The sequence below is a fragment of the Halalkalibacter flavus genome, from assembly GCF_036663575.1.
Taxonomy (GTDB): Bacteria; Bacillota; Bacilli; order Bacillales; family Bacillaceae_D; genus Halalkalibacter; species Halalkalibacter flavus.
The window spans coordinates 1-14198 of sequence record NZ_JAWRVK010000017.1; the positions used below are offsets into that span (position 1 = coordinate 1).

13 protein-coding genes are annotated in these 14198 nt (G+C 39.3%); all 13 read right to left on the reverse strand.

Annotated elements, in window-relative coordinates:
• Nucleotides 1-87: 87 nt before the first annotated feature.
• The 13 genes from pyrE to SAY88_RS12595 all read right to left on the reverse strand — a co-directional run bounded on the left by pyrE (nucleotide 88) and on the right by SAY88_RS12595 (nucleotide 14073).
• Entirely contained in the window at nucleotides 88-720 is a 633-nt protein-coding gene (pyrE, locus tag SAY88_RS12535; protein ID WP_332632172.1) for an orotate phosphoribosyltransferase, read from the reverse strand.
• 3 nt (nucleotides 721-723) lie between these two features.
• A complete protein-coding gene (pyrF, locus tag SAY88_RS12540; RefSeq protein ID WP_332632173.1) occupies nucleotides 724-1431 on the reverse strand; it encodes an orotidine-5'-phosphate decarboxylase in 708 nt (235 codons plus the stop codon).
• Entirely contained in the window at nucleotides 1413-2342 is a 930-nt protein-coding gene (locus tag SAY88_RS12545) for a dihydroorotate dehydrogenase (RefSeq protein ID WP_332632174.1), read from the reverse strand. The genes pyrF and SAY88_RS12545 overlap by 19 nt, the downstream gene beginning before the upstream one ends.
• Nucleotides 2339-3118 carry a dihydroorotate dehydrogenase electron transfer subunit gene (locus SAY88_RS12550; RefSeq protein ID WP_332632175.1) on the reverse strand — a complete coding sequence of 260 codons (780 nt, stop codon included), beginning with the start codon at nucleotides 3116-3118 and terminating at the stop codon, nucleotides 2339-2341. Before SAY88_RS12550 ends, SAY88_RS12545 begins: the two co-directional genes overlap by 4 nt.
• 16 nt (nucleotides 3119-3134) lie before the next feature.
• On the reverse strand, nucleotides 3135-6326 hold the full coding sequence (carB, locus tag SAY88_RS12555; RefSeq protein ID WP_332632176.1) for a carbamoyl-phosphate synthase large subunit: 3192 nt from the start codon (nucleotides 6324-6326) through the stop codon (nucleotides 3135-3137).
• Nucleotides 6327-6345: 19 nt separating this feature from the next.
• Nucleotides 6346-7434, reverse strand: a complete 1089-nt coding sequence (locus tag SAY88_RS12560) for a carbamoyl phosphate synthase small subunit (RefSeq protein WP_332632177.1) — start codon at nucleotides 7432-7434, stop codon at nucleotides 6346-6348.
• Nucleotides 7431-8711 (reverse strand): dihydroorotase, encoded by a 1281-nt coding sequence (pyrC, locus tag SAY88_RS12565; protein WP_332632178.1) that lies wholly within the window; start codon nucleotides 8709-8711, stop codon nucleotides 7431-7433. Before pyrC ends, SAY88_RS12560 begins: the two co-directional genes overlap by 4 nt.
• A gap of 12 nt (nucleotides 8712-8723) precedes the next feature.
• Nucleotides 8724-9629: an aspartate carbamoyltransferase catalytic subunit gene (locus SAY88_RS12570; protein ID WP_332632264.1), complete on the reverse strand. Its 906-nt coding sequence runs from the start codon at nucleotides 9627-9629 to the stop codon at nucleotides 8724-8726.
• A 172-nt stretch (nucleotides 9630-9801) separates the two neighbouring features.
• On the reverse strand, nucleotides 9802-11097 hold the full coding sequence (locus SAY88_RS12575; protein WP_332632179.1) for a solute carrier family 23 protein: 1296 nt from the start codon (nucleotides 11095-11097) through the stop codon (nucleotides 9802-9804).
• A gap of 120 nt (nucleotides 11098-11217) precedes the next feature.
• The gene (gene pyrR, locus SAY88_RS12580; protein ID WP_332632180.1) at nucleotides 11218-11769 is read right to left on the reverse strand and encodes a bifunctional pyr operon transcriptional regulator/uracil phosphoribosyltransferase PyrR; all 552 of its coding nucleotides are present in this window, start codon (nucleotides 11767-11769) and stop codon (nucleotides 11218-11220) included.
• Between the two features lie 203 nt (nucleotides 11770-11972).
• Nucleotides 11973-12887, reverse strand: a complete 915-nt coding sequence (locus SAY88_RS12585; protein ID WP_332632181.1) for an RluA family pseudouridine synthase — start codon at nucleotides 12885-12887, stop codon at nucleotides 11973-11975.
• The gene (lspA, locus tag SAY88_RS12590; protein ID WP_332632265.1) at nucleotides 12887-13351 is read right to left on the reverse strand and encodes a signal peptidase II; all 465 of its coding nucleotides are present in this window, start codon (nucleotides 13349-13351) and stop codon (nucleotides 12887-12889) included. Before lspA ends, SAY88_RS12585 begins: the two co-directional genes overlap by 1 nt.
• Before the next feature lie 71 nt (nucleotides 13352-13422).
• Nucleotides 13423-14073, reverse strand: coding sequence for a TraR/DksA C4-type zinc finger protein (locus tag SAY88_RS12595; protein ID WP_332632182.1), 651 nt, complete (start codon nucleotides 14071-14073; stop codon nucleotides 13423-13425).
• Nucleotides 14074-14198: the final 125 nt, after the last annotated feature.

Sequence of the window (14198 nt, forward strand, 5' to 3'; positions counted from 1 at the left end):
CTCAAAAAGCTTAAAACATAACGGCGGCTTCGCTCATCGCAAAGAAGGAACTGAAAAAGGGATAGTTCGCCCTTTTTCAGTTCCTTCTTATACTTGTTCTGTCATCCAGTTTTGTGAAGTTGGATCTTTGCGCCATTCGTTTAAACGTTGTTCTTGATCTGCAGTAATTGTGCCTTGTTCCTTTGCTACTGTAAGTAATGTAGAATAAGATGTTAACACATGAGTAGGGAGATTAGCCTCTTTTAATGCATCATATGCTTTTTGGAATTCATATGTAAAGATAGCTACAATCGCAACTACTTCCGCTCCAGATTCACGTAGTGCCTCTGCTGCCTGAATGACACTACCTCCTGTTGAGATTAAGTCTTCAACAAGAACGACTTTTTGACCTTTTTCAATTTTACCTTCAATTTGATTTTGCTTACCATGCCCTTTAGCACTTCCTCTAACATAAATCATCGGTAAACCTAATTTATCAGCTAATAAAGCTGCATGTGGAATTCCTGCTGTTGCTGTCCCAGCGATCACATCCACTTCAATTCCTTCGAGAAGATTTGCGAATCCAGAAATAATATCTTTGCGTACAGCTGGATAAGAAAGTGTTAAACGGTTGTCACAATAAATAGGTGACTTCATTCCTGATGTCCAAGTGAAAGGATCATTTGGGCGCAGGTGAACAGCACCAATATCTAATAAATGTTTGGCAATTTGCTCTTTCATATTTTAGCCCTCCCAGTCTTTTTTCATTTGATGATAAACGTTAAAAGGATCTTTAGCACTCGTGATGCTTCTTCCGACTACAATTCCCCAACTTCCTAGCTCTCTTGCTTCTTCTGGTGTTACGACACGTTTTTGATCCCCAACTGCATCCTCCGCTCGACGAATCCCCGGACATACTGTATAAAAATTAGGGCCACAAGCCTCATGAATAAGAGGAACTTCCTTTGCAGAACAGACAACCCCGTCCACTCCACTTTCTTTGGCAAACGTAGCGTACGTTCTAACTACTTCGTTAAGTGGTTGTTGAATGAGCAATTCACTTTGCATCGTTTCTTCATCAGTACTAGTTAATTGAGTAACTGCGATTAAGATAGGACGCTTCGAACCCGCTTGCGTCCCTTGCTCCAAGCCTTCACGAGCTGCACTCATCATTTTTTTTCCGCCTGCGGCATGGACATTAACGATGTCAATTTCTAAACTAGCAAGCTCTTTCATCGTTCTTTGAACCGTATTAGGGATATCATGCAATTTTAAGTCAAGAAAAATTTGATGACCACTTTCTTTTAATTCATGAATCACTTGTCTTCCTTCTCGATAAAATAGTTCCATCCCTACCTTCACATACAGAGATTCCCCATTAAATTGATCTAGGAGTGATTTACGCTTTTTTGCATTATCTAAATCTAAGGCAATTATGAGTGGACGTTGCATTTTTTCCAACTCCCTCCTATTAAATCTTGCACATGGTCAACTTCTAACTCATCAAGAAGTGCTGGAAGCTCTTCAATGATTGTAGGACAAACATATGGATCAGTGAAATTTGCAGTTCCTACAGCTACCGCACTAGCACCAGCTAACATAAATTCAACAACATCTTCTGCTGTATAAATTCCACCCATTCCAATAATAGGAATTTCGACAACTTGGCTTACTTGATGAATCATACGGATCGCTACTGGTTTAATAGCTGGACCCGATAAGCCGCCATACCCATTAGCTAAAATAGGCTTTCTTCTTACTAAGTCAATTCGCATGCCAAGAAGCGTATTTATCATTGAAAGTCCATCGGCACCAGCTTTTTCAACAGCTTTAGCTATTTCAACAATATCTGCAACATTAGGAGATAATTTTACATACACAGGAACATCTGAAACATTTTTTACTTCTCTTGTTAATTCCGCAGCCACTTCTGGAATTGTTCCAAAAGCAATCCCACCTTGCTTCACATTCGGACAGGAAATATTCAGTTCAATCGCATGAACATTTTCTGCTTTCGAAAGCTTTGCTGTTGTTTCAACATAGTCAGCAATTTCAGTCCCAGCAACATTAGCCACAATCGGTACATCATATTTATTTAACCAAGGTAATTCGTTTGATAACACACCATCTAACCCTGGATTTTGTAAACCAATTGCATTAAGCATACCTGCTGATGTTTCCGCAACTCTAGGCGTCGGATTCCCAAAGCGTGGCTTATCCGTCGTTGCCTTTATCGCAATAGCTCCTAAAAGGTCAAGATCATAATAATTAGCATACTCTTTCCCAAATCCGAAGCATCCTGATGCTGGCATAATCGGATTTTTCATCAAAAGTCCTGGTAATTCTACTTTTAATCTGTTCATAGTACAACCTCCCCAACCGGAAAGACTGGACCATCTGTACAGACTTTACGGTAACTCGTTCCAGACTCATCGCCGACTACATGACAAACACATGCAAAGCATGCTCCAACACCGCAGCCCATCCGTTCCTCAAGCGAAATGTACAAGCGCTTGTCACTATAGATGCTTGAAAGTGCCGCAAGCATTGGTGTTGGTCCACATGAATACATCGTATCAAACGATAGGTCTTTCTCTTTAATCACATCTGTTACATAACCAGTTGAGCCATATGTTCCGTCTGCTGTGACAACATACGTTTCACCAAGCTTAGAAAACTCTTCTTCGTAGAAGACGTTTTCTGAACTTTGAAAGCCTAAAACGTGAATCACATTAACTCCTCGTTCTTTTAATTGCTTTGATAAATAATAGAGTGGAGGAACCCCGATTCCGCCACCGACAAGAAGAGCTGTTTCTCCTTGTTCGGTCGCATCTAATGGAAAGCCATTTCCAAGTGGGCCTAGCACATCAATTTTTTCACCTTCTTGCTTAAGGGATAATCTCTTCGTTCCTTTTCCCTCCGCACGGTAAAGCATTGTGACTGTTCCATTTTCAACATCTACGTCACAAATACTAATCGGACGTCTCAACAGTAAATCGTCACTCGTGTCAACTCGCAAGTGTAAAAATTGTCCAGGTTCTGTCATTTGTTTGGCTAAGCTTCCAGAACATATTAATTCCATTATGTTTGAAGCGATCTCTCTCTGACTTTTAATCGTTAAATTTTCTTTTTTAATCATGGGTCCCTCCAACTTTCTACATTTGCATTTGTGGCATACTTTCAGAAGAAAACGTAATTGACTCAAGCACTCTTAAGAGAGCCTCGCCTGTATCAATTGACGTTAAGCAGACAACACCGTTTTCAACCGCTTCGCGACGAATTCGGAAGCCATCACGCGCTGGCTGTTTCCCTCTTGTTAATGTATTGATAACAAATTGAGCTTGGCCTTCACGGATGACATCTAAAAGGTTAGGTTTTTCTTCTGCAATTTTATTTACAACTGTAACAGGGATATTCACCTCTTGAATAAACCTTGCTGTACCTGCAGTTGCTAAAATATCAAACCCAATTTGATGGAAGCGTTCCACTAAACTTAACGCTTCTTCTTTATCCTTATCAGCAACCGTAAAGAGTACTGATCCGTGTGTTGGAATACTCATTCCTGATGCAATCAAACCTTTATAGAGAGCTTTTTCAAGCGTTGTGTCTCGTCCCATTACTTCACCTGTTGATTTCATCTCTGGGCCTAATGTAATGTCTACGCGACGAAGTTTCGCAAATGAGAATACTGGAACTTTAACGGAAACTTCTTTAGATTCAGACTGATAACCTGTTTCGTACCCTAATTCAGGAAGTTTCTTGCCAAGCATAACTTTTGTTGCAAGATTTGCCATAGGAACCCCTGTAATTTTACTTAAAAACGGTACTGTACGACTTGAACGTGGATTTACCTCTAGTACGTAAACCTCATCTTTATGCCAAACAAATTGGATATTCAAAAGACCAACAATGTTTAATCCTCTTGCAATCGCAATCGTACGATCAATAAGCTTCTGCTTTAAATCCTCTGGCACAGTTTGCGGTGGATACACAGCAATCGAGTCACCAGAGTGAACACCTGCACGCTCAATATGTTCCATAACTCCAGGGATAAAGACATTCTCCCCGTCAGAAATCGCATCAACTTCGAGTTCTTTACCTGTTAAATAACGGTCAACAAGAACCGGATGTTTCGGATTCACACTTACTGCTGTTTTCATATAGTTAAGAAGCTCTTCTTCTTTATAAACAATTTCCATTGCACGTCCACCAAGTACGTAAGAAGGACGAACAAGTACAGGATAACCAATTTCATTTGCAATCGCTACAGCACCTTCCACTGACGTTGCCGTGCGCCCAAGTGGCTGAGGAATATCTAACGATAAAAGAGTTTGCTCAAATTTATCCCGGTCTTCTGCACGGTCCATGCTCTCTAGTGATGTACCAATAATCGGAACCCCTCTTGCTTCTAATTCTGCCGCTAAGTTAATCGCCGTTTGTCCACCAAATTGAACAATGACTCCTTCAGGTTTCTCTTGCTCATACACATGCATAACATCTTCAACTGTTAGAGGCTCAAAGTAAAGCTTATCTGATGTGCTGAAGTCAGTTGAAACTGTCTCTGGGTTATTGTTAATAATAATCGCTTCATATCCTGCCTCTTTAATAGCCCAAACCGTATGAACAGTCGCATAATCAAACTCAATCCCTTGTCCAATTCGAATTGGACCTGAACCTAAAACGAGAATGCTCTTTTTATCTGTTTGAAGTGCCTCATTTTCATCTTCATAAGTGCCGTAAAAATACGGTGTTTCTGATTCAAACTCAGCGGCACACGTATCAACCATTTTATAGACAGGGCGAATGTTTTGTTCCATGCGAAGAGTGTAAATGTCTCGCTCTTCCTTATTCCAAAGTCTTGCAATTGCGATATCAGAAAAACCACGTTCTTTTGCTTGTTTAAGTAACTCAACATCATTAGGAGAATCCGTTAGCTTATTTTCAAGTGCAACAATTCTAGCTAACTTTTGCATAAAGAAACGGTCGATCTTTGTTAAGTCGCAAAGTAATTGAATAGATTGACCTCGTCTAAGCAATTCAGCTAACACAAAGAGGCGCTCATCGTCTGTTTTATCTAAACGTTTTACTAATACCTCTGTATCTGTATTTGCAATTTTTGTGTCGTAAATATGATCATATCCTGCTTCCAATGAACGGACAGCCTTAAGTAGTGACTCTTCCAAGTTACGACCGATTGCCATAACTTCACCCGTTGCCTTCATTTGCGTTCCTAATTCACGATTGGCAGCATCAAATTTATCAAATGGCCAACGTGGAATTTTAGAAACTACATAATCAAGTGCAGGTTCAAAGCTTGCATATGTTTTACCTGTAATTGGATTCATTAATTCATCTAAGCTATATCCAACAGCAATCTTTGCTGCCATCTTAGCAATTGGATAACCAGTTGCTTTTGATGCAAGGGCTGATGAACGACTAACCCGTGGATTTACTTCAATAATGTAGTACTGATCGCTATAAGCATCGTGTGCAAATTGAACGTTACATCCACCTTCAATACCTAGAGCACGAATGATCTTTAACGATGAATTACGTAAACGCTGATAGTCACGGTCTGTTAACGTTTGACTTGGTGCGACAACGATGGAATCACCTGTGTGAACACCTACTGGGTCAATGTTTTCCATGTTACACACAACAATCGCTTGATCTTTTGCATCGCGCATCACTTCATATTCAACTTCTTTAAAACCAGCAATGCTTTTCTCAATTAAACATTGTGTAACAGGGCTATATTTTAGTCCACTTGTAACGATCTCACGTAATTGTTCTTCATTATGAACAATTCCCCCACCTGTTCCACCTAATGTGTATGCAGGACGAACGATAATTGGATAGCCTACTTGTTCCACAAACTTATATGCTTCGTCCAAAGTATGAACAATGTCACTCTCTGGGACTGGTTCATGTAATTCATTCATTAGTGATCTAAATAAATCACGGTCCTCAGCTCTCTTAATTGCATCTAAATCAGTACCTAATAGTTCGATATTGTATGCTTTTAATATTCCGGACTCATCAAGTTCCATTGCCATATTAAGTCCTGTTTGTCCTCCGAGTGTTGCAACAATACCATCAGGACGTTCTTTACGAATAATACGACTAACAAATTCTAATGTAATTGGCTCGATATATACACGGTCAGCCATGGTTGTATCTGTCATGATCGTTGCAGGATTGGAATTAATTAAGATGACTTCGTACCCTTCTTCTTTCAATGCTTGACACGCTTGTGTACCAGCATAATCAAACTCAGCAGCTTGTCCAATCACAATTGGACCAGAACCTATTACTAAAATCTTATTTATATCGTTACGTCTTCCCATTTTTTTCTTCTCCCCTCAATTAGACAAGTACAGTTGTTTTCTTTGCGGTATCCATCATCGTTACGAATTGATTAAACAAATCATTCGCATCATGTGGACCTGGTGATGCCTCTGGGTGATACTGTACGCTAAATGCTGCGTGTTCAAGATGTCTAACTCCTTCTACCGTTCCATCATTTACAGCGATGTGAGTTAATTCAAGCCCTGTTCCTTCTAATGACTCAAGATCGACTGTATATCCGTGGTTTTGTGCTGTAATATCAATTTTTCCAGTTGAAAGTTCACGCACTGGTGTGTTGGACCCACGGTGACCAAAACGTAATTTACTAGTTGTTGCACCACAAGCAAGAGAAAGAAGTTGATGTCCAAGACAGATACCAAAGATCGGCACTTGTCCAAGGATTTCTTTAATCATTTCGATTGCTTCAGGAACATCAACAGGATCTCCAGGTCCATTACTTAACATGATTCCATCTGGACGTAATCGTAGAATTTCCTCTGCACTTGTATTATAAGGAACAACAACAACGTCACATTGTCTTGCTATTAACTCTCGTAAAATACCGTGCTTCATTCCAAAATCAACAAGAACCACTTTGTTCCCTCTGCCTGGTGCATGATATGGAGATTTCGTGGAAACCTGTTCAACCTGATTTCGAACGAAAGTCGTTTGCTTTAACTCTTCAATAACTTCATTTACATCAACATCTAATGAGCAAATTCGCCCACGAAGAGTTCCATGTTCCCTAATTAAACGAGTTAACTTACGAGTATCAATACCTGCAAGGCCAGGAATATCCTTTGCACGAAGCAAAGTATCTAAGGATTCCTCTTCACGCCAGTGACTTGGCTCTGGCTCATATTCCTTTACAATGAATCCATTTATAGCTGGTGTCACTGATTCAAAATCATCACGATTAATTCCGTAGTTTCCTATCAATGGATAAGTCATCGTGACAATTTGACCGCAATAAGATGGGTCAGATAAAATTTCTTGATACCCTGTCATTCCTGTATTAAAAACAACTTCTCCACTCATTACTTTATCTGATCCAAACCCTTTTCCAACGAATATATTTCCATCTTCTAAAATCAGTTGACGCTTCATACTGTCACCTTTCCTTTCTCAAATACAAGCTTTCCATCAACAAAAGTATATTCAGGCCAACCAACACAATCCCAGCCATGAAACGGTGTATTTTTCCCTTTAGATAAAAACGCATTTTTATCAATTGTTCGTTCTTCCTCAAGGTCGATAACTGTAACATCAGCAACCACACCTTCTTTTAGTAACCCTGATTCCAAATTAAATGTACTTGCTGGTTTTACAGTTAACCAATCTACTAGCTGTTTTAATGTTGCCCTTTCCGTTTTTACAATGTGTGTGTATAGTAGCGGGAAGGCCGTTTCTAAACCAACAATTCCAAATGGAGATCGTTCCATACCTGCTGATTTTTCTTCCTCTGTATGTGGTGCATGGTCTGTAGCAATAAAGTCAATCGTCCCATCCAAAAGTCCTTCCCAAAGAGCTTGTTGATCTTCTTTTGCTCGTAATGGAGGATTCATTTTAAAGTTTGTGTCTAAACCAGGAATATCATCTTCACAAAGCAAAATGTGGTGAGGTGATACTTCTGCTGTGACGTTAATTCCAGCTTTTTTTGCATCTCTAATCACTCGTACAGATTCTTTTGTACTAACATGACATACGTGATAGTGACAATTCGCGGCTTCAGCTAATAACACATCACGAGCAATATGGACAGATTCGCACACAGATGGGATACCCGGTACGTTATGTTCAGCTGAAAACTTCCCTTCATGAACACATCCACCGTGAATCAATGTATTTTCTTCACAATGTGCAACAATAGCCATATTCATTTCTGCTGCTTTTTTCATTGCTTGAAGCATCATGTCTGCAGATTGGACGCCCACTCCGTCGTCAGTAAAAGCAAAAGCACCAGCTTCTTTCAATGCTCCAAAATCTGTTAATTCTTTCCCTAATTGTCTAGTCGTAATCGACGCATAAGGTAAAACACGAACATGTCCTGTTGATTGAATTCGTTCTTGCAACCATTCCATTTGTTCTTTCGTATCTGGAACTGGTCTTGTGTTTGGCATTGCTGCAATCGTTGTAAATCCACCTGCAGCTGCTGATTTCGTTCCAGTTTCTATCGTTTCCTTCTTCTCTCCGCCTGGCTCACGTAAGTGAACATGAACATCGACAAGACCAGGAGCAACTAATTTCCCTTCTACATTTATTACCGTTATGTCCTCAGTAGATGGTTTTGCAAACTGAATACGTCCGTCTACCATGTATACATCCCTTACTTCTAACGTTCCATTCTCAGCTAAAATCATGCCACCTTCAAGTTTAATTGTCATGTTATTTCCCCCTTAAAATTGGTTAAGTGCCCGCTTAACAACAGCCTTTCTTACTGCAACACCATTTTTCATTTGTTTAAATATTCTTGATTTCTTACATTCAACCAATTCACTTGCAAGTTCAACACCACGATTTACTGGTGCAGGGTGTAAGATAATCGCATTTTCCTTCATTTGCTTTTCTCTATCAATCGTTAAGCCAAACTGCTTGTGATAGCTCTCTTTCGTGAATTCCATCTTTCCATCATGGCGCTCATGCTGAATTCGAAGAAGCATTACAACATCAGCTTTTGGTAATTCATCGTCTATATTTACATATTGATAAGATTGTTCGTATCCTGCCATCCATTCTTTAGGCCCAGCTATTTTTACAGTTGCGCCTAATCTAGTGAGAACATCTGCATTCGAACGAGCTACTCTGCTATGACGTAAGTCTCCCGCTATAATAATATTTAGTCCAGAGAATGTGGAAAATTCTTGTTGGATCGTTAATAAGTCAAGTAAGGATTGCGTTGGGTGATGGCCACTTCCATCTCCCCCATTAATGATTGGAATCGAAATCTGTTCACGAATATGCTGATAATAGTCATTTTCAGGATGTCGAATGACTAGAGCATTCGCTCCAATCGCTTCAAAAGTTTTTACCGTATCTAGTAACGACTCTCCCTTTTGGACACTTGAACTTTCTTCCGAGAAGGACAACACATGAAGACCTAACGATTTTTCAGCGACTTCGAAGCTATAACGGGTTCTTGTACTTGGCTCAAAGAAAAGATTCGCGATAAATAATTCTTTACTTGAGCGCCACTCTTTTCCATTTGCAAACTGCGCTGCCTCCTCAAGAATATTGGCAATTTCGACTGTTGACATCGTTTCTAAAGTAAGTAGTTCTCCTCTAATTGCTTTTTGATCTGCCATTGCCACCATAATATCCAGCCTCCTCTTAAGTATGTATGTGTTACATAGTCATAAAAAATACCCTTCGAGAGAGCTCAAAGGGTATAAGGAAGCTGAGATGATTAGACCAACTCATTCAACCAACCCCCTTTGAAGTCTCTCTGTACCTCGATTAAAGGGAACTATTCTGTTATTATTCTGATTCAAACATAGCTTTCTTACCGTAACTAACTTCTTTCTCAGGTAATACGAGGTGCAAGATAATTCCAATGATTGTGGCCAGTGCCATCCCTGCAATCTCTATATTATCCCTCACTTGAATGAACGCTCCGCCAATTCCAATTACTAAGATGACTGAAGAAATAATCAAGTTACGTTTTAATCCAATGTTGATTTCATTATCAATTAACATTCGTAGTCCTGATGAAGCGATAACCCCAAACAAGAGAATGGACACACCACCCATGACGGCTGTTGGGATGGTAGAAATAAGTGCGGCAAATTTCCCTACAAACGAGAATGCTACTGCTAACACAGCTGCCCCTGAAATAACAAACACACTAAAAACGCGAGTGATTGCAAGAACTCCAATATTTTCTCCATAGGTTGTATTTGGTGGACCGCCCAAGAACGAAGCAATGACTGTTGCTACCCCGTCTCCTAAAATCGATCGATGTAAACCTGGTTTTTTAATAAAGTCTTTGCCAACTACTTTGCTTAAAACCATTTGGTCACCGATATGCTCAGCAATTGTTACAACTGCAATAGGAACCATTATAAAAGCGATTTCCCAGGAAAATACTGGAACATACGTTACAAAAGGAACCAATACATCTGGTGCTGCAAACCAACTTGCATCACGGACAGGCTGAAAATCTACGAGCCCAAAGAATAACGCTGATAAATACCCTCCAATAATCCCAAACATAATAGGGACTAGACTAAAGAAACCTTTAAAGAACATTGATGCTAATACGGTAATAGTTAAAGTAATAAGGGCAACTATAAAATGTGTCGTTGAGTATTCACCTGACACTGGTTCATTCATTGCCATATCTATTGCTACCCCAGCTAAACCTAACCCAATAACCATGATCACTGGACCAACGACAATTGGTGGTAGGAAACGCATAATTGTGTTGACACCATAAGCTTTAATCACTAGTGCAATTAATCCGTAAACAAGACCAGCTAAGAAACTTCCGACCATAGCTCCCTCAGGTCCATTTAATGTTGATGCTGCAATGATGGGCGCGATGAAAGCAAATGATGAGCCTAAGTAGGCCGGAACCTGCCCCTTTGTTACAAGGAGATATGCTAATGTTCCTAACCCACTTGAGAGTAGAGCAACTGCAGGGCTTAACCCTACTAAATATGGGACTAGAATCGTTGCTCCAAACATTGCAAACAAATGCTGTAAACTTAATACAATCCACTTATCAATTCTTGGCACTTCTCGGATGCCGACTTCTTTTGTGCTTGATGCCATATGAAAATCCTCCTAAATCTTAGACAAAAACCTCTTTGTTTGTATACAAAGAGGTTCAAATTCCATTCACACAATGGTGAATAAGATGCTTGAGCCTCTTCTTAGCCTCTCAGGACTAATTTAAAGAGGTAATTTATTGTTTTGTTCTATCGTCACTTCGTCGGTTGAATCTACTTCACTTAAGTTTGCAACGATTTTCTCACTTTTAGATGTAGGAACATTTTTTCCGACATAATCAGGCCGTATTGGTAATTCACGGTGTCCACGATCAATCAGAACAGCTAATTGAATTTGCTCTGGTCTGCCGATATCAATTAATGCATCAAGTGCTGCACGAACGGTTCTTCCTGTATACAGTACATCATCAACTAAGATAACTTTTCGATTGCTAATATCAACAGGAATATCAGTCCCTTGAAGAATCGGTTCTTCCGTACGAGATTTCACTGTTAAATCGTCTCGGTATAAGGTAATGTCAATTTCTCCTACTGGAATTTTCTCACCTTCGATTGTCTCAATACGTTCTGCTAATCGCTTTGCCAGGTAGATTCCACGTGTTTTAATACCAACAAGGATACAATTTTCAATACCTTTATTGTGCTCAATTATTTCATGTGCAATACGAGTCGTCGCTCGTCTAATTGCTTGTTCATCTAAGATGACTCTTGACATATGCTCACCTCCATAATTGCCTTAGAAACGAAAAAACTCTCATGCCGTATTGTGACATGAGAGGATTCTACATAAGTAGACACAGGAGTAATATACACCTATTTCTACATTTCCGTTTCCTTCTCAGCCTCACGGGACTAAGTTAAAGGACTATTAAATTCTTTTATTAGTATGCCTTAGAGTTAGCTAGATGTCAACAACTTTTACTTGCTGCGTAGTTGTTGTAATAATTTTTTCATATCTTCTGGTAACGGTGCTTCAAAAACCATTTCTTTTCCTGTTGTGGGATGGACAAATCCAAGGACAGCAGCATGAAGTGCTTGGCCGTCAATATCAAGTGTTTTCTTCTTAGGACCATATTTAGGATCACCAGCTAATGGATAACCGATGTACTTCATATGCACGCGAATTTGATGAGTTCTTCCTGTTTCTAATTCACATTGAACATATGTGTACTTATCAAATGTTTCAAGTACAGTAAAATGTGTAACGGCATCACGGCTATTTTCTTCTGTAACCGTCATACTTTGCCGATCTTTTTTGTCGCGACCTATTGGGGCATCCACCGTGCCATGTTGGTGTGGAATAATTCCATGGACAATCGCTTTATACAGTCTGCGAGTTGTTTTTGCTTTTAATTGTTCAACAAGCGATTCATGAGCTTTGTCATTTTTGGCTACCATAATTAAACCAGAAGTGTCCTTATCAATGCGATGAACAATTCCAGGTCTTATTACACCATTAATTCCAGATAAATCTTTACAATGATGCATTAGAGCATTTACTAACGTACCAGAGTAATGACCAGGAGCTGGATGGACAACCATCCCTCTTGGCTTATTTACAACGATAACATCGGCATCTTCATAAACAACATCAAGAGGAATATTTTCTGCTTCAACTTGAAGTTCTTCTGCTTCCGGTACGAAAAGTGTAATCACATCACCTTCACTAACCTTATAATTGCTCTTCACTTTCTCATTATTCACTTTCACATGTTCATCTTTTATCCAAATCTGGACTTGTGTTCTTGACCAAGCGTTATCCATCATTGTTAAAAATTTATCTAAGCGGTCAGTCGCTTGCTCCTCTGTCACTGTCCAAGTATATTGTTCCATTAGTTACTCTCCTTTTTCTGACGTTCATCCATTATCATTTTTACAAATAAAAGCCCCACCCCAATACATAAAGCGGCATCAGCTACATTAAAAATGGCAAAATTATAACCAAAAATATATGTATCAATAAAATCTACTACTTCTCCACGGAAAAGTCGATCAATAAAATTTCCTACTGCTCCGCCAAGGACTAGGGCTAACGAGAGTCCAAATAAACGACTGTTTTTAGCTTCTTTTTGCATATAATAAATGATCCCAATAATTACAATAGTTGTAATTATATAAAAAAACCACATTTGCCCTTGAAGGATTCCAAAAGCCGCCCCTTTATTTCGATGAGATGTAAAATAAAGAACTTGTTCAATAATCGTTATTCTTTCCCCAATGGCCATTTGGCTATCAACAATCCATTTTGTTATTTGATCGAATATCAAAACAACAAGTGCAATAAGATAATACTTCAACATAATCCCCCGTTCTGTCCACGTCTTTCTTTACGATAAGCATTATAGCACAAAAAGAGGGGGATGACCCCCTACTTTCCGTTCAAGTATTGATCATAGTGGACATTACGTTGGAAGACAACATCCTCGTCACCTGTGTAACCATCAATCCCTGTTGATAAAAATCCCTCAATTTCTTCAACATAGCCGATAAGTTCCCCATTTTCATCAAGCGAAGAATCTTCAAACGTCATTGAATTTTCATTAAACTGCGCAACTGATTGATAAGCATCCTCTGCGTCAAATTCAGTCTCATGATCATCTTGATCAAAATTATATTTTTCAAAACCGTCTAGGACATCTTCTTCAGGAGGTCTGTCATCAGTAATTCGATTATCAACTGCATCGACGACCGCTCTTGCAGCTGGGTTTGCTTCTAATCGTTCATAAGGTATTACTTTACCAGTTACTTCACATATGCCAAATGTACCTGTATTAAATTTTGATAATGCATGCTCGATTTCTTCATGCTCTCTCTCAAGCTGCTCTAACAATGCAAAATCCTTTTCTCTTTCGTATAAGTCTGTAGCCGTATCAGCTGGATGATTATCGTACTGTGATAATTCCCCAGTTGAAAATGATAAAGTTCTTGATTGTTCTTTTTGAAAATGCTCCTTAATTCGTTCTTCTACTTGAGCTTTTCTTTCAACTAGTTGCTGTTTTATTTTAGTATAATCTTCCATTTTCATCTCCCCCATAACAAATCGCGCTTCGTGTGGGCGCTCATTATTATTGTGGCCAACAGATGGAGATATAGCCAACACAACATTTGTCAAAGAACAAAGAAGAGGTTGTCTCATTAGCCTCG

Excerpts from the sequence above, each read along its gene's own strand:
- pyrE (WP_332632172.1), bottom strand. The coding sequence starts at position 720 with ATGAAAGAGCAAATTGCCAAACATTTATTAGATATTGGTGCTGTTCAC.
- pyrF (WP_332632173.1), bottom strand. The coding sequence starts at position 1,431 with ATGCAACGTCCACTCATAATTGCCTTAGATTTAGATAATGCAAAAAAG.
- SAY88_RS12545 (WP_332632174.1), bottom strand. The coding sequence starts at position 2,342 with ATGAACAGATTAAAAGTAGAATTACCAGGACTTTTGATGAAAAATCCG.
- SAY88_RS12550 (WP_332632175.1), bottom strand. The coding sequence starts at position 3,118 with ATGATTAAAAAAGAAAATTTAACGATTAAAAGTCAGAGAGAGATCGCT.
- carB (WP_332632176.1), bottom strand. The coding sequence starts at position 6,326 with ATGGGAAGACGTAACGATATAAATAAGATTTTAGTAATAGGTTCTGGT.
- SAY88_RS12560 (WP_332632177.1), bottom strand. The coding sequence starts at position 7,434 with ATGAAGCGTCAACTGATTTTAGAAGATGGAAATATATTCGTTGGAAAA.
- pyrC (WP_332632178.1), bottom strand. The coding sequence starts at position 8,711 with ATGACAATTAAACTTGAAGGTGGCATGATTTTAGCTGAGAATGGAACG.
- SAY88_RS12570 (WP_332632264.1), bottom strand. The coding sequence starts at position 9,629 with ATGGCAGATCAAAAAGCAATTAGAGGAGAACTACTTACTTTAGAAACG.
- SAY88_RS12575 (WP_332632179.1), bottom strand. The coding sequence starts at position 11,097 with ATGGCATCAAGCACAAAAGAAGTCGGCATCCGAGAAGTGCCAAGAATT.
- pyrR (WP_332632180.1), bottom strand. The coding sequence starts at position 11,769 with ATGTCAAGAGTCATCTTAGATGAACAAGCAATTAGACGAGCGACGACT.
- SAY88_RS12585 (WP_332632181.1), bottom strand. The coding sequence starts at position 12,887 with ATGGAACAATATACTTGGACAGTGACAGAGGAGCAAGCGACTGACCGC.
- SAY88_RS12595 (WP_332632182.1), bottom strand. The coding sequence starts at position 14,073 with ATGGAAGATTATACTAAAATAAAACAGCAACTAGTTGAAAGAAAAGCT.